The sequence below is a fragment of the Pseudidiomarina donghaiensis genome, assembly GCF_900116895.1.
Classification (GTDB): domain Bacteria; phylum Pseudomonadota; class Gammaproteobacteria; order Enterobacterales; family Alteromonadaceae; genus Pseudidiomarina; species Pseudidiomarina donghaiensis.
On record NZ_FPCF01000001.1, the window covers coordinates 1,117,208 to 1,136,344 of the forward strand.

General features: G+C 46.6%; 19 protein-coding genes and 1 tRNA gene. 10 read left to right on the forward strand and 10 right to left on the reverse strand.

Translation table 11 applies throughout. From position 1 onward, the window contains the following. Positions 1-8: 8 nt before the first annotated feature. Together BM334_RS05460 and BM334_RS05465 are read left to right on the forward strand one after the other, a co-directional pair. Positions 9-350 (forward strand): hypothetical protein, encoded by a 342-nt coding sequence (locus tag BM334_RS05460; RefSeq protein ID WP_092838921.1) that lies wholly within the window; start codon positions 9-11, stop codon positions 348-350. Then, positions 343-672, forward strand: coding sequence for a TusE/DsrC/DsvC family sulfur relay protein (locus BM334_RS05465; RefSeq protein ID WP_092838924.1), 330 nt, complete (start codon positions 343-345; stop codon positions 670-672). Before BM334_RS05460 ends, BM334_RS05465 begins: the two co-directional genes overlap by 8 nt. An 11-nt stretch (positions 673-683) precedes the next feature. Here the strand turns inward: BM334_RS05465 and serS are convergent, their stop codons facing one another. From serS to lrp, 6 genes are all read right to left on the reverse strand, one after another. Beyond that, positions 684-1,976, reverse strand: a complete 1,293-nt coding sequence (serS, locus tag BM334_RS05470) for a serine--tRNA ligase (protein ID WP_092838927.1) — start codon at positions 1,974-1,976, stop codon at positions 684-686. A 19-nt stretch (positions 1,977-1,995) separates the two neighbouring features. Further along, entirely contained in the window at positions 1,996-2,361 is a 366-nt protein-coding gene (gene crcB / locus BM334_RS05475) for a fluoride efflux transporter CrcB (RefSeq protein ID WP_092838929.1), read from the reverse strand. Continuing rightward, positions 2,354-3,694: a replication-associated recombination protein A gene (locus BM334_RS05480; RefSeq protein WP_092838932.1), complete on the reverse strand. Its 1,341-nt coding sequence runs from the start codon at positions 3,692-3,694 to the stop codon at positions 2,354-2,356. Before BM334_RS05480 ends, crcB begins: the two co-directional genes overlap by 8 nt. After that, entirely contained in the window at positions 3,681-4,319 is a 639-nt protein-coding gene (gene lolA / locus BM334_RS05485) for an outer membrane lipoprotein periplasmic chaperone LolA (protein ID WP_092838935.1), read from the reverse strand. The genes BM334_RS05480 and lolA overlap by 14 nt, the downstream gene beginning before the upstream one ends. 25 nt (positions 4,320-4,344) lie before the next feature. Then, the gene (locus BM334_RS05490) at positions 4,345-6,774 is read right to left on the reverse strand and encodes a DNA translocase FtsK (protein ID WP_092838938.1); all 2,430 of its coding nucleotides are present in this window, start codon (positions 6,772-6,774) and stop codon (positions 4,345-4,347) included. 126 nt (positions 6,775-6,900) lie between these two features. Next, a complete protein-coding gene (gene lrp, locus BM334_RS05495) occupies positions 6,901-7,392 on the reverse strand; it encodes a leucine-responsive transcriptional regulator Lrp (RefSeq protein ID WP_055437895.1) in 492 nt (163 codons plus the stop codon). A 169-nt stretch (positions 7,393-7,561) separates the two neighbouring features. Here lrp and ald point away from each other — a divergent pair, with 169 nt between their 5' ends. The 4 genes from ald (at position 7,562) to infA (ending at position 10,850) form a co-directional block, all read left to right on the forward strand. Beyond that, positions 7,562-8,689 carry an alanine dehydrogenase gene (gene ald / locus BM334_RS05500; RefSeq protein WP_092838941.1) on the forward strand — a complete coding sequence of 376 codons (1,128 nt, stop codon included), beginning with the start codon at positions 7,562-7,564 and terminating at the stop codon, positions 8,687-8,689. 161 nt (positions 8,690-8,850) lie between these two features. Further along, positions 8,851-9,810 carry a thioredoxin-disulfide reductase gene (gene trxB / locus BM334_RS05505; protein WP_092838944.1) on the forward strand — a complete coding sequence of 320 codons (960 nt, stop codon included), beginning with the start codon at positions 8,851-8,853 and terminating at the stop codon, positions 9,808-9,810. Between the two features lie 32 nt (positions 9,811-9,842). Then, positions 9,843-10,574 carry a leucyl/phenylalanyl-tRNA--protein transferase gene (gene aat, locus BM334_RS05510; protein ID WP_092838947.1) on the forward strand — a complete coding sequence of 244 codons (732 nt, stop codon included), beginning with the start codon at positions 9,843-9,845 and terminating at the stop codon, positions 10,572-10,574. Positions 10,575-10,631: 57 nt separating this feature from the next. Further along, positions 10,632-10,850, forward strand: coding sequence for a translation initiation factor IF-1 (gene infA / locus BM334_RS05515; protein ID WP_008489926.1), 219 nt, complete (start codon positions 10,632-10,634; stop codon positions 10,848-10,850). Positions 10,851-10,876: 26 nt separating this feature from the next. Here the strand turns inward: infA and clpA are convergent, their stop codons facing one another. Both clpA and clpS read right to left on the reverse strand, forming a co-directional pair. Then, the gene (gene clpA / locus BM334_RS05520; protein ID WP_092838950.1) at positions 10,877-13,150 is read right to left on the reverse strand and encodes an ATP-dependent Clp protease ATP-binding subunit ClpA; all 2,274 of its coding nucleotides are present in this window, start codon (positions 13,148-13,150) and stop codon (positions 10,877-10,879) included. 42 nt (positions 13,151-13,192) lie between these two features. Further along, on the reverse strand, positions 13,193-13,501 hold the full coding sequence (gene clpS, locus BM334_RS05525) for an ATP-dependent Clp protease adapter ClpS (protein ID WP_055438494.1): 309 nt from the start codon (positions 13,499-13,501) through the stop codon (positions 13,193-13,195). Positions 13,502-13,749: 248 nt separating this feature from the next. Between clpS and cspD the strand changes: the two genes are divergently transcribed. Beyond that, positions 13,750-13,962 carry a cold shock domain-containing protein CspD gene (cspD, locus tag BM334_RS05530; RefSeq protein ID WP_055437890.1) on the forward strand — a complete coding sequence of 71 codons (213 nt, stop codon included), beginning with the start codon at positions 13,750-13,752 and terminating at the stop codon, positions 13,960-13,962. Positions 13,963-14,024: 62 nt separating this feature from the next. On the opposite strand, the gene yejK is transcribed toward cspD, so the two are convergent. Further along, positions 14,025-15,068 (reverse strand): nucleoid-associated protein YejK, encoded by a 1,044-nt coding sequence (gene yejK, locus BM334_RS05535; protein WP_092838953.1) that lies wholly within the window; start codon positions 15,066-15,068, stop codon positions 14,025-14,027. A gap of 71 nt (positions 15,069-15,139) precedes the next feature. Here yejK and BM334_RS05540 point away from each other — a divergent pair, with 71 nt between their 5' ends. The 3 genes from BM334_RS05540 to BM334_RS05550 all read left to right on the forward strand — a co-directional run bounded on the left by BM334_RS05540 (position 15,140) and on the right by BM334_RS05550 (position 17,147). Further along, a complete protein-coding gene (locus BM334_RS05540) occupies positions 15,140-15,361 on the forward strand; it encodes a DUF1414 domain-containing protein (RefSeq protein ID WP_055437888.1) in 222 nt (73 codons plus the stop codon). Positions 15,362-15,376: 15 nt separating this feature from the next. Continuing rightward, the gene (locus BM334_RS05545; protein WP_092838956.1) at positions 15,377-17,008 is read left to right on the forward strand and encodes a DUF3413 domain-containing protein; all 1,632 of its coding nucleotides are present in this window, start codon (positions 15,377-15,379) and stop codon (positions 17,006-17,008) included. A 62-nt stretch (positions 17,009-17,070) separates the two neighbouring features. Next, positions 17,071-17,147: transfer RNA gene (locus BM334_RS05550), tRNA-Pro, on the forward strand. Positions 17,148-17,162: 15 nt separating this feature from the next. Here BM334_RS05550 and BM334_RS05555 read toward each other — a convergent pair. Further along, positions 17,163-19,079 carry a sensor domain-containing diguanylate cyclase gene (locus tag BM334_RS05555; RefSeq protein WP_092838959.1) on the reverse strand — a complete coding sequence of 639 codons (1,917 nt, stop codon included), beginning with the start codon at positions 19,077-19,079 and terminating at the stop codon, positions 17,163-17,165. Between the last annotated feature and the right edge of the window lie 58 nt (positions 19,080-19,137).

The following is a 19,137-nucleotide window of genomic DNA, read 5'->3' on the forward strand; positions in this document are numbered from 1 at the left end:
GAATACGCATGATAAATGTTGAATTAGATGCGGCACACATACCTGAGCCTCAGCCAATCGAGCAAACCAATAGCGTTTATTTAGTGCGTAATTGGCCTTCCAAAGAATGGTTGACACGGTGGCTCCATGCCGGTGTTACCTTTATCGTTAGCGAACAAGCGTTGCTTCAGCTCGTTGCAAACCCAGAACTCATAGACACATTGCCTGTTTATCCGTATGCATTGCACTCAGAAATTGTATTAAATAACTTACAAGATCAACTTCCACCTTCGATTATCCAGTTGGGTGATGCGCGCTGGGTAGAGTTAACTATTGAAGCTGACCAATATATGGTGTGGGACAATGTTTGAGTTCAACGGGCGCACTTACGCGACCGATAAACATGAATACTTGGCGAACTTTGATGAATGGTCGCCCGAGCTGGCGCAATATATCGCAACGCTCGAAAATATCACGCTCACGGAAGCGCACTGGGAAGTTGTTAACTTTGTACGAGATTTCTATCAAACTTATGATACCAGCCCGGCTATGCGGGTCTTGGTAAAAGCGATCGGTAAAAGTTTGGGTGCCGACAAGGCCAATAGCATGTATTTATATAAGCTATTTCCCAAGGGGCCGGCCAAGCAAGCAACGCGCATTGCGGGCTTACCCAAGCCCGCAAAGTGCATTTAAACACGCCCTATTTAGCCAATTTTTTCAACCCCACCCATATAGGGTTGTAACGCTTTTGGAATAGTTACTGAGCCGTCGGTTTGTTGATTATTTTCAAGCAGCGCAACCAAGGTGCGGCCAACCGCTAGGCCAGAACCATTTAAGGTATGCATTAATTCTGGTTTTTTCGCCCCTTTCCGACGGAAGCGAGCTTGCATGCGGCGGGCTTGGAAATCCCACATGTTTGAACATGAGCTAATTTCACGATACTTCTGTTGCGACGGTACCCACACTTCAAGGTCATAGGTTTTGGCAGCGCCAAAGCCCATATCTCCGGTACATAACAACATCTTGCGATACGGCAACTCTAATAGCTGCAGAACTTTCTCGGCGTGGCCTGTCAGCTTTTCAAGGGTGTCCATTGACGCTTCTGGCTGCACTAACCACACCAACTCAACCTTATCAAATTGGTGTTGGCGAATTAAACCACGGGTGTCGCGACCATGAGAACCAGCCTCGCTGCGGAAACATGGCGTATGCGCAACATATTGAATGGGCAACTGACTTTCGTCGGCAATTTCGTCACGCCACAAGTTGGTCAATGGCACTTCAGCGGTTGGAATTAATGACAATGGCACTTGGTTTTCAGTCGCGCCTTTGACATGAAATAAATCTTCACCAAATTTTGGTAACTGCCCCGTGCCAAATAAGGTTTCCTGATTGACCAAATACGGTACATAGGCTTCTTCGTAACCGTGTTCAGTGGTGTGTAGATCAATCATGAATTGCGCTAATGCTCGGTGTAAACGCGCAATTTGCCCTTTTAATACCACAAAGCGTGCACCGGCTAATTTCGAACCAAGCTCAAAGTCCATGCCTTTTAAAATGTTAGCGGCAACATCAACATGATCTTTGGGTTCAAACTCAAATTCACGCGGCGTACCCCAGCGGCTAACTTCTTGATTGTCATCTTCGTCAGCACCAACAGGCACACTTTCATCGGGTAAGTTTGGCACGCCGGCAATAATAGCCTGCAACTGCTCTTGAACATCATTCAACTCAGCTTTCGCGGCTTCAAGTTGCGCACCAAGGTCATCAACGGCGGCTAATAACGGCGCAATATCTTCGCCTTTAGCTTTGGCTTGGCCAATTGACTTTGATCGGGCATTACGCTCCGCTTGTAGCGACTCAGTGCGCACCTGTAAGTCTTTGCGTTGTTGCTCAAGCGCTTCTAAACGCTCAACATCTAACGAAAAATTACGAGCTACTTTAAGGCGCTCTGCGGTTTGTGCGAGTTCACTACGAAATAACTTAGCGTCTAACATGTGGTTCCCAATCGTTGGTTTAAATCTTTATCCATAACGCCAACAGCACAGCACCAAGGCAGCCGAAGACGTTGAGCAATGCGTATAATGTGGCTTTCAACCAGTCGCCGTGTTGTAACAACAAAACCAAATCTAACGAAAATGTAGAAAACGTGGTAAATGCACCGAGTACGCCCACACCTAAAAATAGCCAAAGTTGCTGCTCTGCCGCGGGCGCAGCGTACTGTACTGCGAAAAGCCAAGCCAATAAAAATGAGCCTGCTATGTTAACGATTAGTGTTGCGAAAGGAAATAAATTACTAAAATTTATTAGCAATAAGCCCACACCATAACGCGCGCTTGCGCCTAATGCTCCGCCGAGTGCTACCCAAAGAAAATTAGTCATGGTTATCTCGTTGCCAGGGGCTTTTTTGGTTGTATTGTTGTAACCAATTTAATTTGTCCAGCAACTGCTTTTCAAGGCCTCTATCGCTGGGCTGGTACAGCTGAATGTCTTTTAATTCATACGGCACATAGCGTTCGCCGGCAACAAACGCGTGCGGGTAGTCATGGGCATAGCGATAATCTACACCATAGCCTTCGGCTTTATGCAGCTTGGTTGGCGCATTGGTTAGGTGCTTAGGCACCGGTAAATCAGGATATTCTTCGGCCAGCTGTTTGGCTTGATTAAAGGCCCGATACACAGCGTTGCTTTTCGGTGCCATGGCACAAAAGATCAACGCTTGGGCTATCGCCCGCTCGCCTTCAGCCGGACCAACGCGCGTGAAAGTGTCCCAGGCATTTAATGCTAATTGCATGGCCCGTGGGTCTGCGTTGCCTATGTCTTCTGAGGCAATTGCTAAAACACGGCGCGCAACAATTAGTGGATCGCCACCGCCATGCAAAATACGTGCGTACCAATACAGGGCTGCGTCGGGCGACGACCCACGGACTGATTTGTGGAGCGCCGATAGTAATTCATAATACGCATCGCCTTGCTTATCAAACGCCGCTTGGCGTTTGCCTACGGCTTCTTGCACCAACTTCACATCAATGCTGTTATCAGTGGCCGCATCGGCACAAATCTCTAAAAAGTTAAGCGCCTTGCGGGCATCACCAGCGGCACTATGAATGAGAAAATCGCGTGCTTCAGGGCTTAGCGATAACTGACGCGCACCTAACCCTCGCTCTTGGTCAGTTAAAGCTTGGGTAATCACCTGGTTAACTTCATCGTCGGCCAGCAGCTGTAATCGATACACGCGCGTACGTGACAGTAACGCGTTATTTAATTCAAACGCCGGGTTTTCGGTGGTTGCCCCAACAAAAATAATGGTGCCATCTTCAATATGCGGCAAAAATGCGTCTTGTTGGCTTTTGTTGAAGCGGTGCACTTCATCAACAAACAAAACCGTACGTTTTTGCTGCACGGATGCTCGCTGCTTCGCCGTTTCAATAGCCGCTCGAATGTCTTTCACACCAGCCGTGACGGCACTAATACGGTCAAGTTCGGCCGAACCACTTAACGCTACTAACTCGGCCAACGTAGTTTTACCGGTGCCGGGCGGGCCCCATAGAATCATGGAATGCAAAAGCCCCCGGTTTATTGCCTCATACAAGGGTTTTCCAGGGGCTAAAATGTGTTGCTGGCCAATATACTCAGACAACTGCCGTGGCCGCATTTTGGCCGCCAGTGGCCTGAAGTCTGGCGCGAACGCTAATTCGCCATTAGCGTTGGTCATCCACATCAACTCCGTCTGGTAATTCAAACTGGAACAAAGATTCGCTGAGCGCTTGGTTTAACACCACATTCTCTAAATTAATGGTGCTAATTTGCCCTTGCCCATCGTCAAGAATAATACGCGTTATGGCTGCGTCAGCGCCGTTTTCGGCAAAAACCAGTTGCAAGCTTTGCGAGCTCTCTGCATCGGGCTTCGGCTGCAAAGCAAAACTGTTACCCTCTGCTTTTACGTCATACTGGTGCCAAGCCCCGCTCTCGCCGTCTAAGAGCAAGAGTAATGGGCTTTGCGAAACGGCATTGGTTTGATCATACACCGTAACTTGCTCTACAAATGGGTTGTAATACCACAAATTTTGGCCGTCAGCGATCATGACCGTTTCGTCCGGTGCATCGGTCTGCCAATGCAATAAATTCGGGCGCGATAACGCCATATTGCCATGTAATTGTTGCACTAATTCGCCGTTTATGTCGGTTACCTGTTGGCTAAAGTCGGCACTTAAAGTCGTGAGGTTATGCAGCCGTTTCAACAAGGCTTGACGATCCGCTTCAGTCGCGCCAACCGGCGTATTGACTAAATAAATAGTTGTGCAAGCTGCCGTGGCAGCAATGTATTTCAATAGCTTCATGATGATTTATCCATTACAACTTAGGTTAATCACGCGGTGCGCGCGGCGCTAAAACTTCCCGCTGACCATTATTGCCTGCACTACTAACGACACCGCTCGCTTCCATTTGTTCCACAATGCGGGCCGCGCGGTTATAACCAATTCTAAATTTGCGCTGTACACTCGACACCGAAACACGGCGCGTTTCTGTTACAAACGCAACGGCCTCGTCATACAAGGGGTCGCTTTCTTCATCGCCTAGGTCCAGTTGCTCACCAGGCAACAAGTTGTCTTCGTCTAGGCTGCCGTTGAGTATTTCGTCCAAATAGTTAGGTTTGCCACGCTTCTTCCAATCAGCTACCACCGCGTGAACTTCGTGATCGTCCACAAAGGCACCATGCACACGCGTTGGTACACCACTGCCTGGCGGCAAATAAAGCATGTCACCCTGCCCCAACAATTGATCGGCTCCGGGTTGGTCTAAAATAGTGCGTGAGTCAATTTTAGACTGCACTTGGAAGGCTATTCGCGTTGGAATATTCGCTTTTATTAATCCGGTAATAACGTCTACCGACGGGCGTTGTGTCGCCAAAATTAAATGAATACCAGCGGCACGTGCTTTTTGCGCAATGCGGGCAATAAGTTCTTCAACTTTTTTACCGACAATCATCATCATGTCGGCAAATTCGTCGATAACCACCACAATACTTGGCAGTTTTTCTAAATAAGGTGGCAACTCGTCCATCGAGTCACCTGGCTTCCAAATTGGGTCACGTAGCGGCTCGCCAGCTTCAATGGCGTCCAATACTTTTTGGTTATAGCCTTTAAGGTTACGTACCCCAAGCGCTGACATCAGCTTGTACCGGCGCTCCATTTCACCCACGCACCAACGCAATGCATTGGCGGCATCTTTCATGTCGGTAACGACTTCGGTAAGCAAATGCGGAATGCCTTCATACACCGAAAGCTCGAGCATTTTTGGATCGATCATAATGAGTCGAACGTCTTCCGGAGAACTCTTATAGAGCAAGCTCAAAATCATGACGTTCACGCCAACCGATTTACCTGAACCCGTGGTACCGGCCACCAACAAGTGTGGCATTTTGGCCAAGTCTACAACCACAGGCGCGCCAGAAATGCCTTTACCGAGCACCATGGTTAGTGGTGCAGGACTTTGCTGGAAAGCATCACAGGCTATCACTTCGCTAAAGAATACCGTTTCGCGGCTTTTATTAGGAAGCTCTAAGCCTACGTATGATTTACCAGGAATAACTTCCACAACACGAACTGAAATAGCGCTTAATGAACGTGCGATATCTTTATCTAAATTTGAAATTTTTGATACTTTTACGCCGGGCGCTAAATCAAGCTCAAAACGTGTAATAACAGGGCCTGGCTGTACGTTCGCCACTTTGACTTCAACGCCAAAGTCTTGCAATACAGCTTCCACGGTTTGACTAACCTGCGCCAGTTCTTCCGGAGTTAACGGGTTGCCGGTTTTGCTCGGTTTATCAAGCAACTCAATTGACGGTAGCGGGTCAACACTTAGCGGATTGCTGCTGACGTTTTCTTCAGCACTGGCTGCAGCACTCTTTATAGTCGTGTCGTCATCATCACCTTCTGTACCAGCCGCGTCGGTATTTTTGCTAGAAGCCTTGGTCATGGCTGATTTTCGAGCTGGTTTAGGTGCAAAACGCGCCTGCTCTTCCGGTATGTCATCAGGATCTACATCGTCATCGTCCACCGCGCTAATTGCCAGGTCGAGATCAAGCTCTGGTTCTTGACGAATTTGCGTCGCAGGTAACGTTTTCTGGCTAGGTGCTAACGCAGGCTTCTTATCTTCTTTTGCGGCTTTTGGAACGCGTTCTTTGCGCGGACGATCTTTTATCCAATGAACCAAGCGCTGACTATTTTTAATCAGGCCTAAAGTACCGGCAATTGTTATCTCACCTAACTTATCGGCGAGCCAAATCCAAGAAATACCGGTAACTAGAGTAAGCCCCGTGCATAAAAAGGTTAGCAACAACAAGGTGGTGCCAATAACATTAAAATACGGTAATAACGATAGACTAATCACGTCGCCCACTACCCCACCGGCAGAAAACGAGTAAATATTGCTAAAGTTCAAAGAAGCTAATGCGGAAGCGCCTATCAGCGTAAGCACCAAACCTATTAGGCGCAAACCAACGGCTAAATAGTCTAATTCAAGTAACCGATGTGGTTGGCGAAACATCACGTAACCTAGCGCTGCGAGGCCGAAAGGTAGTAAATAAGCAACAAAACCAAACGCAAACAACAAGGCATCAGCAAACCACGCGCCAATGGCACCGGCGGCATTATGAATAGTGCCCTCGTAGCCAGTCTGGGACCAACTAGGATCGGCAGGGTTGAAACTGGCGAGCGCTAAAAACAAGAAAATCGCGAAGGCGCCGCAGAGTATTAGGCCAACCTCAAGTACGCGTTGGACACCGCTCATGCATTGCTCCATTGACGTTGATGATGTGCCATGGTTGTTTTATTCCCTTTTGTCGTTCTTATGTTCTATTTTTAGTTATTGTAGCGCGCTTGCATGGCTTATTCAGCTATTTATACCATGCTTTTCTTAACCTTTAATCAATACTTTATTGTCGTCCTTAATTTCTTCCATCACCACATAGGTGCGTGACTCATTAACGCCCGGCATGGTTAAGATAGTTTCGCCTAACAACTTGCGATACGAGGGCATATCTGGCACACGGGCCTTGATAAGAAAGTCAAAATCACCGGCCACCAAATGGCACTCAAGAATTTCAGGGGTTTCACGCACGGCATCACTAAACTCGGCAAAGGCGTCGGGCGATGTGCGCGTTAGCGTGATCTCAACGAAAACCATTAAGTTCGCCCCCAATTTAGCGGGGTTAATTCGAGCGTGGTAGCCATCAAGTACACCTTCCCGCTCAAGCTTACGCACCCTTTCATTACATGCCGTTGGGCTCAATCCCACACGTTGTGCGAGGTTAACGTTACTTATACGGCCATCGTCTTGCAAAATTCGTAAGATTTTTCGGTCAAGGCGGTCAATAGTTATTTCCACCGGTTCTTCAGGCTCAAACATGTGTTTTCTCTGTTTTGCTATTCATAAACCTATTTATACGCTAAAAAAAGGCTAAAAAAAAGCACGAAACACACCATGGTTATAATCTATAATGCCGCCGTTTATTTCAGACAAGGAATGCATACCAGTCATTCCCTAACGACAAATACAGAATTGGAGAAGCACAACCATGCTGATTGGTGTACCTAAAGAAATCAAAAACCATGAGTACCGCATTGGTCTTACCCCTGCCGCAGTGCGTGAATATGTCGCACATGGTCATCAGGTAATGGTTGAACAAAATGGTGGCTTAGCCATTGGCTTCACCAATGAAGATTACGAGCAAGCAGGCGCAACCATTATTGCTGACGCCAAAGAAATCTTCGCTAAAGCAGAAATGATCATCAAAGTAAAAGAGCCTCAGCCACACGAGTGCGAGCAGCTACGTGAAGGTCAAATTCTTTATACGTATTTACACCTAGCCCCAGACCCAGTGCAAACCGAGTTGTTAGCGAAAGCTGGTGTTACCGCGATTGCCTACGAAACAGTCACTGATCGTAACGGTGGTTTACCATTGTTGGCGCCAATGAGCGAAGTTGCTGGCCGTATGTCTATTCAAGCCGGTGCGCACCATTTAGAAAAAGCTAACGGTGGTAGCGGGACATTGTTAGGCGGCGTACCTGGCGTTGCACCAGCTAAAGTATTGGTTATCGGTGGCGGTGTTGTGGGTACTCAAGCAGCAAAAATGGCTGTTGGCATGGGCGCTGACGTGACTATCCTAGACCGTTCTTTACCGCGCTTGCGTCAACTCGATGATATTTTTGCGGGCCGTGTAAAAACTATCTACTCAACTGTCGACGCCATTGATGTGTTCTCACGCGAAGCTGATTTAGTGATTGGCGCGGTACTTATTCCAGGTGCAGCAGCGCCGAAATTGCTCACTCGTGAACATTTACAAAACATGAAGCCAGGTTCAGTGGTTGTTGACGTTGCCATTGACCAAGGTGGCTGCTTCGAAACCTCGAAGGCGACCACCCATCAAGACCCAACCTATGTGGTTGAAGACGTTATTCACTATTGTGTTGCGAACATGCCTGGTGGTGTTGCGCGCACCTCAACGATTGCACTGAACAACGCCACCCTGCCATTTGGTTTGGCGCTAGCAAACAAAGGCTTAAAAGCCATGGCTGACGATCCACACCTACTGAATGGCTTGAACATGCACAAAGGTAAAATTACCTACAAAGCAGTTCATGACGACTTAGGCGCGCAGTTAGGCCTTGAATATTTAGACCCTAGCGAAGCCGTTAAAGCGTAATCGCGCTTATACCTCGCTTGCAGTCCAACTAGACTGGTAGGCAAGCTTGACAAGACCCGCGTCGGATTTCCTGCGCGGGTCTCTTGTTTCAGAGGCTTGGAATCCCTACAATCGACCCCATGCTAGTAATAACAAATTAAAATATACGGAGTACCTTTCTTATGGCAGACGCCAAACATTGCCGACTACTTATTCTTGGGTCAGGCCCAGCTGGTTATACCGCTGCAGTTTACGCCGCTCGCGCGAACTTAAACCCTGTGTTAGTAACCGGTATGCAGCAAGGTGGACAATTAACCACAACCACGGAAGTTGAAAATTGGCCAGGCGATCCAGAAGGCTTAACCGGTCCAGACTTGATGGTTCGCATGCAACAACATGCTGAAAAATTTAATACCGAAATGGTGTTTGATCACATCAACCGTGTGGATTTCAGCGCGAAGCCATTAAAACTATTTGGCGACTCTGGCGAATACACTGCAGACGCCGTTGTTATTGCCACGGGCGCATCAGCCAAATATTTAGGCTTAGACTCAGAACAAGCGTTTATGGGCCGTGGTGTGTCAGCTTGTGCAACTTGTGATGGTTTCTTCTATCGCAATCAAAAAGTTGCCGTTGTTGGTGGTGGAAATACTGCGGTTGAAGAAGCGCTCTACTTAGCCAATATCGCCAGTGAAGTTCACGTTATTCATCGTCGCGATACCTTCCGCGCAGAAAAAATCTTGGTCGACCGTTTAATGGACAAGGCCGCTAATGGCAACGTAACTTTGCACCTCAATAAAACGCTTGATGAAGTGCTTGGCGACGACTCAGGCGTAACCGGTGTACGGATGAAAGACACCCAAGACGGCAGCCTTGCTGATCTTGACGTTATGGGTTGTTTTATTGCGATTGGTCACCAGCCAAACACTGGAATTTTTGCCGACCAACTCGAAATGCACGACGGCTACATTGTGGTGAAATCAGGTTTGCACGGCAATGCGACAGCGACCAGCGTACCTGGCGTATTTGCTGCCGGCGACGTGATGGACCATATTTACCGCCAAGCAATTACCTCTGCTGGCACCGGTTGTATGGCTGCCTTAGACGCTGAACGCTACTTAGACGGCTTAACCAAAGCCTAAACGTCAATTTAGCCACGTTTTAACAGGAGGAACTGGTGTTTCAGCTAAGTACTGCCACACATCAGTTCCCTTCTGTTCAGCTAGCCCTTAACGAACCGAATGGCTTGTTGGCTTTTGGTGGCGACTTAAGCGTCGCTCGCCTTATTGCCGCATACGAACATGGCATTTTCCCTTGGTATGCCGAACACGATCCTATTTTGTGGTGGAGCCCAAATCCACGCACCATCATAACCCCACAAAGCTTACATGTGAGTCGCTCGATGCGGCGCCTACTGCGTAAAAACAACGTTGAAGTGACGCTGAATCATGCATTTAGCGATGTCATACATGCCTGTGCAGACGTACACGAAGCGGCCGGTCGTGGCGTATGGATTCATCCAGAAATGAATTCCGCATATTCACAGTTGCATGCGCACGGCCGAGCGCATTCTGTTGAGGTTTGGCAAGAAAGTAAACTAGTCGGCGGTTTGTACGGCGTTAGTGTGGGTGATGTGTTTTGCGCAGAAAGCATGTTTCATCAGGTATCCAACGCTAGCAAAATCGCTCTGATCACGTTCGCCCAGCATTTTTTCGCTGCTGGAGGCCAATGCATTGACGTACAAATGAGTAATTCCCACACCGAAACTTTAGGAGCTCACAACGTAGCTCGCGAGCACTATATGCGCTTTTTGAAACCGTCGTCTTCCGCGTTTTGTTCAGAATTTTGGACAGTTCGCTCGTTAAAAGCCCCGATTAAAGAATGTATCAGTGGCATTTGTCGGTAAAAACCGCTAAAATTCTGGCCACTTTTCGTAGCATCACATGAATTATCGAGGATTTGAATGGCAAAAGAAGACAGCATTGAAATGCAAGGTACGGTTTTAGATACCTTACCAAACACAATGTTTCGCGTTGAACTAGAAAACGGTCACGTTGTGACTGCACACATTTCTGGCAAAATGCGCAAACACTACATTCGCATTTTAACCGGCGACACCGTCACGGTTCAGCTTACCCCATACGACCTAACTAAAGGCCGTATCGTCTTCCGCGCTCGTTAATACGTGTTCGCTTGCAGTTCAACAGCCTAGTCGGCTGTTGAACCGCGTGTTTCACGCTCTTCAATCGCTAAGTTGAGTTCCCCTTTAGCAACACTCACGCGTACCGCACCGCCCTGGGCAAGTTTCCCGAACAGAATTTCGTTGGCTAACGGCTTTTTCAGGTGCTCTTGAATGACCCGCGCCATGGGGCGAGCGCCCATGGTTTTGTCGTAGCCTTTTTCTGCCAACCAGCGTACGGCAGCAGGCTCAAGTTCTAGTGACACGTGCTTCTTATCCAACTGCGCTTGCAGCTCGCATACAAATTTATCAACCACTTGTTCTATCACATCTTGGTTTAAGTGATTAAACCAGACAATGCTATCAAGCCGGTTTCTAAACTCAGGCGAGAAAGTTCGGTTAATTTCAACCATCGCGTCTGGCGCGTGGTCTTGTTGCTGAAAGCCAATTGACTGGCGCACGGTTTCTTGCACCCCAGCATTGGTCGTCATTACCAAAATAACATTGCGAAAATCAGCTTTGCGGCCGTTGTTGTCGGTTAACGTGCCGTGGTCCATAACCTGCAGCAAAATGTTGTAAATATCGCTATGCGCTTTTTCTATTTCATCAAGCAGCAATACACAGTGTGGATGCTTAATAATGGCATCGGTTAATAAACCGCCCTGGTCAAAACCAACATAACCTGGCGGCGCACCAATTAAACGGCTCACCGCATGGCGTTCCATATATTCCGACATGTCGAAACGTTGAAACTCAATACCGAGCGCTTTTGCCAACTGTTGGGTAATTTCAGTTTTACCGACCCCGGTTGGGCCGGCAAAAAGAAACGAGCCGATGGGCTTTTGCTCAGCCCCTAAACCAGAGCGCGATAACCGAATTGCAGAGGTGAGCTGCTCAATCGCTTGATCTTGCCCGAACACCACTAACTTCAAGTTGCGATCAAGGTTCTTCAGCAGCTGTTGATCGGTCCGCGATACCGACTGCTCCGGAATGCGGGCCATTTTGGCGATAATACTTTCAATATCTTGCACGCCAATGGTTTTCTTACGCCGTGACGGCGGCAGCAGGCGTTGGCTAGCACCGGCTTCGTCAAGCACATCAATCGCTTTGTCAGGTAAATGGCGCTCATTAATGTAACGCGCTGATAGTTCTGCCGCCGCACGAATTGCCGGTTGCGTGTAACGAATACCGTGATGCGATTCATAACGCTCTTTCAAGCCTTGCAAAATTCGAGTTGTATCATCTACGGACGGCTCTAATACATCAATTTTTTGAAAACGTCGCACTAAGGCGCGATCTTTTTCAAAAATGTTTTTAAATTCGGTATACGTGGTCGAGCCAATACACTTAAGTTCACCGCTACTTAACAAGGGTTTAAGTAGGTTAGAAGCGTCTAACACCCCACCACTCGCTGCGCCGGCGCCAATAATCGTATGAATTTCGTCAATAAATAAAATAGCGTCTGGCTGATCAGCGAGTTCTTTTAACAGTTGCTTAAAGCGTTTTTCAAAGTCACCGCGATATTTGGTGCCGGCTAACAAACCGCCCATGTCTAACGAATAAATCACGGCGTTGGCGATAACCTCAGGCACCTCGTCGTTGACAATGCGATAAGCCAACCCTTCAGCAATGGCGGTTTTACCAACCCCAGCTTCACCCACCAATAACGGGTTGTTTTTGCGTCGGCGGCACAGCACTTGAATACAACGCTCAAGCTCGTCGTCACGGCCAATGAGAGGATCAATACGTCCGTCACGTGCACGTGCATTTAAGTTGGTACAAAAACGCTTTAGAAAGCTTTGCTGATCTTCAGCCTGGCTTTCCATCGTGTCGGTGTCAGTAGACTCTTGCTGCGTGCTTTCATCATCTATTTTGGATAGCCCGTGCGACAAATAATGCACCACATCAAGACGTGTAATATCGTGCTTATTCAACAAATACACCGCATGCGATTCTTGCTCGCCAAAAATAGCAACCAACACATTGGCACCAGTCACCTCGCTGTTACCAGAAGACTGCACATGGAATACAGCGCGTTGCAACACACGCTGAAAACCTAAGGTAGGCTGCGTGTCGGTATCGGTACTTTCATCGTCGAAACTAGGGGTGCTGCGCTCAACATAGCTGAGAAGCTCTTGTTTTAAGTGAGTAAACTCAAGCCCACACGCCCGCAGCGCTTGTGACGCTTCTGGGTTATCTAATAACGCTAAGAGCAGATGCTCAACCGTCATCAATTCATGACGGCGATCGCGGGCAATGCGAAAAGCATCATTTAACGAAATTTCTAGCGCTTTATTTAACATGAGTTACTCCTTTTAGGCCAACCAGCGTACCGCGCACAAGCATTAAGCTTTTTCCATGGAACATAACAGCGGATGTTGATGCTCCCGTGCATACTGATTCACTTGCACTACTTTGGTTTCTGCTATTTCCGCAGAGTAAACGCCACAAATTGCGCGCCCTTTATAATGAATGGTGAGCATGGTGTCCGTTGCCCGCTCTTGGTCCATTCGGAAAAACTTGATAAGCACTTCCACCACAAAATCCATTGGCGTGTAGTCATCATTATTCAAGATCACCTTGTACATGGGGGGTGGCTGTAACTTACTTTTGTCGGCCACCTGTTCATCATGAACTTGGTGATGGCGTGTCATACCCATGACGCCCCTTAACTTATATATAGTCGGTTATTAAACAATTGGCTTAATAAAATTTTAAGATTAATGCAAAAGTTCAGACTAAATAATCAATTTGTTCAGAAATCACACAAAAAACGCCTTGACTATCACTCAAACTCACCTAGAGTAAAACATGGTGTTAACAAAGCACTTTTTCAACGCTTATGTTGGCAACCATTCTAACAATAACTAAATTTTAAATGCAGAATAAAGGAAGTAGAAGTATGGCAACCGGTAAAGTGAAATGGTTCAATAACTCAAAAGGTTTTGGCTTTATCGAGGCAGAAGATCGCGAAGGCGATATTTTTGCACACTACTCAACTATTGAAATGGAAGGCTATCGTACCTTGAAAGCTGGACAAGACGTTGAGTTTCAACTCGAAGAAGGTCCTAAAGGGTTGCACGCAACCAACATTACTCCGGTGCAAGGTAAATAAATACCCCATCGCACCAAATTAACGAAAACGCCGGCTTGCCGGCGTTTTTTGTTTGAGTTCTCTTAGCTATCAATTCCAAAATAACGGCGCAGTTGCTCGCGTAAATTCGGAGGAGTGCCGTGAATGGTTAGTTTATCGGTATTTGGGTCATAGTCCACACGGCTACCTAGAAGCTCTTGGTCAAAGCCTAGGCTTAAACCACCGCCCTGCCCCTGAAACTTCACCAACTTACGTAAAGTCGTTCTGTCGGCACGAATTTCTTCCGGTAGGGGCTTTTCTTGGCTCGCTGTAAAATCAGCAAAACTACGTTCTGTTGGCACTGATTCACGAAGTTGTTCTGACAAGTCTTTCACGCGCACCGGTTCGTTGTTTTGCCACGACGTGTCGCAAATGTCGTACACCGATTTACGTAATGCATTAGCTTGTTCGGTCGGAAGCTCTGCGTCTTTCACATAGTTATGTAAACTTTCAACCAATTGCTGAGATTGTTTCTTGGCATTTAGTCCTTCAGCACACCCGAGAAAATCTAAAAAGAAATCTGAAACCTTACGGCCAACACGGCCCTTAATAAATGAAATATAAGTTGCCGACTCAGGTTCTTCTTGCCATTCAGTCAAATTAATCGTGGCTGCCAATTGTACTTTATTAATATCTAACTGCGAAGAACGGTCGACTGACAGGTCCGGCGCAATGGTTACACCGTCTTTGCTCGGTAAGAACGCCACCACCAAAAAGTCTTGGCCTCGCTCGGTATAGCTTGCGATGACTAAAAATCCAGGTTCCAAAATTCCATAGTGTTGCAGTTGTTGGTGCAGAATTTTTGCGGCTTGCTGTGAAAACCCAACAAACTCTTCCTGCCCTGCCCGCCAAGCTTCTAATCGCCCGGGAAATTCGCTCACTTGATGTTGCTCGGCATCATCAACCTCAGCATCAATAAAACGCGCATAACCTTTACTTGGTTTGGCGTTATAAACCTCGGTCAATTCATTCAATAACAAGCTTACTTCATCGTTTATTGCTAAAGTTTCTGGCGCAACGCGTAAGCCAATCTGCCCGTCGTTGGTATAAAACTGATGGATAATGCTATGTTTCACATCGGCTTGCATGGTATCTCGGTGTCCTTGTTTATTCCCTGTGGTACTATAGCGCCAAGTTTAACATGTTGAGAGTAAAAACGATGCCGATAGTTTCTAAGTACGACGTTGAAACACAACAGCAATTATTAGAAGCTGTACTGAATGTATTAGAAGAACACCAAACACCAGCCGATTTAGCACTAATGACCTTGGGCAACGCAGTGTCGAACGTCATTTCAGCACGTTATAAACCAGAAGATGCATACAAGGTCGCTGAACAATTTGGTAAAGTGCTGCTACAATCGATGGCAAAACAAGCATAAAGGTAATTCTGGCCCATGAATAAACGTAAACAGCGCCGCGATAAAATAGCCCGCCTTATTAGTTGGGGGCATTGGTTTACGTTTTTTAATATTCTGCTTGTGCTGATTATTGGCACACTTTATATAGAAGCCAGTGAAATGCCTGAAACAGCTTTGGGTGTGTTGTATTTGATTGTTAACTGGCTTGGGCACTTCGCCTTTTTGCCCTTTATTACCTTCATTATTCTGCTCTTCCCTTTCTGTTTGCTTATTCCTTATGCACGAATTCTGCGAGGTATTGCTACTTTAGTCGCCTCTTTTGGCTTAATTGCCTTAGTTGCCGACGCGTTGTTTTATCGTAATTACGGCTACCATTTAAACACCTATTCGTTATCGCAATTAGCTACCGATGCAGAGTCTATTTTCGCCGGTGCAAGCTTTCTTATTTTATTAGGTATGCTGCTCATTTTCGTGGTGCTGCTGGTATTTGAACTGGCGCTCGCAAATATTGCCTGGAAGCGCCTTGATAAATTGCGCGAAAAACATTGGGGTGCGTCATTTGGCGCGGTTTTCGTGTTGTGTTTTTTAAGCAGTCACAGCATTCATGTATGGGCTGATGCGGTGTTCTACACGCCAATAACCAAACAAGATGATATGTTTCCGCTAAGTTACCCAACCACGGCAAAAACCTTGATGAGTAAACATGGCTTGCTGGTTGAACAACGCACGGAAGCAACAGAACAACTTATTCGTCGCGGCACTTCAATTGAACTAAGGTACCCAACGCGAGAATTGCAATGCGCTCGTGTACCTGAAGCGCCGAACACGTTAATCGTTGCAGTTCAATCTATGGATGCAAACGCCATAACGGAGCTACAAGCACAGGTGCCCGGCTTGGTGCGGTATACCTCAACAGTTATCGGGCACCCGCATACATCAAGTGGCCTGTTTGAGCTCATTTATGCATTGCCAGACTTATATGAAACGCCAATTAACCATGCCAATAAACTACCGGTTTATTTGTCGACACTACTTGATTATCGGGTTGATGTGACGATAAATAACTTGTCAAAATCGTTGGCGTTACCTAGTGCATTAGAAGAATTTTCTGGCTTCAATTTAACCAGCCCAAATGCAATTATGGGAATTGCAATAACAGACCAGATCAATCGCGATATCAAGGCTGTTATCAACAATCATTTAAAAGATAACGCGCAGGTTGTTGTTGTCGGCATTTCCCCAACAGTTGCAGCAGCGCAAGAGCCATTTGCTCCGCAAGCCATGCAGGTAAATCTATTGCACTCTCCTAATTTGCAGTTGCAGCCTCAACCCTTGGTTATGTTAACGGATATAATGCCAACGGTGCTTAGTGGTTACATGAATTGTGTCGATGACGCCAAAGCTTATGCGATAGGTCTAAATTTAATTGACGAGCAACAAAAATTGCCATTACTTACCAGTTTTGGTCAGAAATTGGTGGTGTACGATGAAGATATGACATCAATCATTAACTCTGATGCGAGCATTCGTACATTTAATAATAGCGATTTAAAATTACTACCCGGCGTTTCACCGGCCACTCCGGTGTTAGTTGATGGTATTCGTAAGTTGAAGCGTTTCAGCGGTGACGAAAGCGCGCGTTACTCAGCTGATGATATGTCTAATTAATCAGCAGTTAAACCGCCAACCCTTGCCTATTTACAATTATTCAGTAATATAGCCACCTCGGTCGGCGTGTAGCGCAGCTTGGTAGCGCACTGTCATGGGGTGTCAGGGGTCGCTGGTTCAAATCCAGTCACGCCGACCAATTTTCTCTCTTCCTCTAGCTTTCTTGGGCAATGTGAAAACGCTGTCTACCCGCCTGCTTCGCCACATACATGGCATTATCTGCGGCATCTAACAGGGCTTCGGCAGTAGTTCCATGAGACGGGTAAAAAGCAATACCAACCGAGGCACCAACTTGCACGGACAGCTCCCCAATTCTGAATGGCTTTTTCAGCGCGTTTAACAATTTCTCGGCAATATGGCGTACGTCATCACGTTGCTGTACTTGTTGAATCAACACCACAAATTCATCGCCACCTAGCCGACCAATAACGTCGTTTGCGCGCAGTGCCTCTTTCATGCGTGGTCCAATAGCCTGCAACAATGCGTCGCCTACCGCATGCCCATAAGTGTCATTCACTGGTTTAAATTTATCCAAGTCAATAAACAACAAGGCAAAGTCATTCATGTGATCAGTGTCTGCTTTCGCAATGGCTTGGTTAAGCACATGTTCAATGGCAAAGCGATTTGGTAAATGCGTTAACGCATCTGTCATCGCTAAGGTTTCAATACGTTTCTGGGCTGTTTTCTCAGATGATATGTCATTAAAAATATGAATCAGCTGGGTTGCTACGCCTCCGCTATTCCCAACCGGCGAAATCGTTTGCAGGGCCGGGAATTTTGAGCCTGTTGGACGTACATACCACACTTCGCCCTGCCAGCTTTCGAGCTGTCGAATATGTCGTGTAACATCTTCACGCATGGCATCAGTCACTTTTTCGTGATCGACAAAATCAAGCAAACTCTTATTTTTTAAGTTTGTAACATCGGTATCAAACAGTCGCGCCACAGCACTATTAGCACGAATAATGGTTAGCTTAGCGTCAGTAATTACAATTGCTTCATGAGTTTTCTCGAACACAGTATTGGCAAGTTTCAATTTTTTGTTTGAGTCTTTAAGCTGCCTGGTACGTTCTACTTGCGCTTTAATAATTGGCTGTAACCATTGCCGAATTAAATACGCGCCGACAAGCGCGTAGAATAAAATTCCGCCTAAAATCCACAGCAAGCCTGACTGTAAACCCTGGGCTAATGTTTTATTTGGCGTTGTAGCGATTAGGCCCCATTGTGAATCCTGAAATGGAACAAAATAGTGACTCAGCCGTTTGCCTGACTCCGATTGTTCGTGGAAAACAAATGCCTGATCACCGTAACCAGCCATCGCAAGCATCTGCGGTTCGGTTAAACGGTTATGTTCAAGTGCTTGTGTCTGAGGATTAAACTTTAAGTAAACACGATCACGGGTATTCACCAGCTGAAATTCTGTTTGCGGCCCAAACTGATTCAAATTGCCAAGAATTCCCTGTATCGCAAAGCTGCTAAACAGCAAAATATCTACACCAATTATAGCTTGGTGTTCATCATCATAAACCGGTGACGTTGCAGAAATATAAATTGCGGTTTTGGAACTAGCATTGAATTCATTGCCCATTGTATGAGCGACATAGTAGAGCGGTTTCCCAGCTAGTTCTGCAAACGAGATGTCCGCGGGAAGCTCGCTATATTCTGCAGGGCCAGGATATTCAGAAATTAACCGCAACTGACTATCTAAACGATATCCCATAATAAGTTCTGGAATAAGTCTTGCCGCATCTTCTAAACGCGACTGCGAGTCACTAATTAACTGCGATTTGGTTATATTACCCAGATAGTACTGATAAAGTAGCTGACGAATATGTGAGCGACTCGAAAACTGCGCTGCAATTGAAGAATAATGCTCAAGTTGTTGCTGTACAGCCACAGCTTGAGCGTTGGCATAAGCTAAAGCTAGATCATCTGTTGATTTTTCAACATAAAAATAAAGAGGCACCAAAGTACTTAAACTAGCAATGCCCCCAGTCAACAAGATACCGATAACAACGCGGCGAGTCAGTTGCTTAAATGAACGCGGTATTTTAACCAGTCCTTCTGCCATGACTTGGCATCCTTGTAGTCATCACCTACTGTGACATTTTTATTATAACGTTAGTTCC

Excerpts from the sequence above, each read along its gene's own strand:
- BM334_RS05465 (WP_092838924.1), top strand. The coding sequence starts at position 343 with ATGTTTGAGTTCAACGGGCGCACTTACGCGACCGATAAACATGAATAC.
- BM334_RS05490 (WP_092838938.1), bottom strand. The coding sequence starts at position 6,774 with ATGAGCGGTGTCCAACGCGTACTTGAGGTTGGCCTAATACTCTGCGGC.
- serS (WP_092838927.1), bottom strand. The coding sequence starts at position 1,976 with ATGTTAGACGCTAAGTTATTTCGTAGTGAACTCGCACAAACCGCAGAG.
- lrp (WP_055437895.1), bottom strand. The coding sequence starts at position 7,392 with ATGTTTGAGCCTGAAGAACCGGTGGAAATAACTATTGACCGCCTTGAC.
- crcB (WP_092838929.1), bottom strand. The coding sequence starts at position 2,361 with ATGACTAATTTTCTTTGGGTAGCACTCGGCGGAGCATTAGGCGCAAGC.
- cspD (WP_055437890.1), top strand. The coding sequence starts at position 13,750 with ATGGCAACCGGTAAAGTGAAATGGTTCAATAACTCAAAAGGTTTTGGC.
- BM334_RS05555 (WP_092838959.1), bottom strand. The coding sequence starts at position 19,079 with ATGGCAGAAGGACTGGTTAAAATACCGCGTTCATTTAAGCAACTGACT.
- clpS (WP_055438494.1), bottom strand. The coding sequence starts at position 13,501 with ATGACACGCCATCACCAAGTTCATGATGAACAGGTGGCCGACAAAAGT.
- yejK (WP_092838953.1), bottom strand. The coding sequence starts at position 15,068 with ATGCAAGCCGATGTGAAACATAGCATTATCCATCAGTTTTATACCAAC.
- BM334_RS05460 (WP_092838921.1), top strand. The coding sequence starts at position 9 with ATGATAAATGTTGAATTAGATGCGGCACACATACCTGAGCCTCAGCCA.
- trxB (WP_092838944.1), top strand. The coding sequence starts at position 8,851 with ATGGCAGACGCCAAACATTGCCGACTACTTATTCTTGGGTCAGGCCCA.
- clpA (WP_092838950.1), bottom strand. The coding sequence starts at position 13,150 with ATGTTAAATAAAGCGCTAGAAATTTCGTTAAATGATGCTTTTCGCATT.
- infA (WP_008489926.1), top strand. The coding sequence starts at position 10,632 with ATGGCAAAAGAAGACAGCATTGAAATGCAAGGTACGGTTTTAGATACC.
- ald (WP_092838941.1), top strand. The coding sequence starts at position 7,562 with ATGCTGATTGGTGTACCTAAAGAAATCAAAAACCATGAGTACCGCATT.
- BM334_RS05545 (WP_092838956.1), top strand. The coding sequence starts at position 15,377 with ATGAATAAACGTAAACAGCGCCGCGATAAAATAGCCCGCCTTATTAGT.
- lolA (WP_092838935.1), bottom strand. The coding sequence starts at position 4,319 with ATGAAGCTATTGAAATACATTGCTGCCACGGCAGCTTGCACAACTATT.
- BM334_RS05480 (WP_092838932.1), bottom strand. The coding sequence starts at position 3,694 with ATGACCAACGCTAATGGCGAATTAGCGTTCGCGCCAGACTTCAGGCCA.
- BM334_RS05540 (WP_055437888.1), top strand. The coding sequence starts at position 15,140 with ATGCCGATAGTTTCTAAGTACGACGTTGAAACACAACAGCAATTATTA.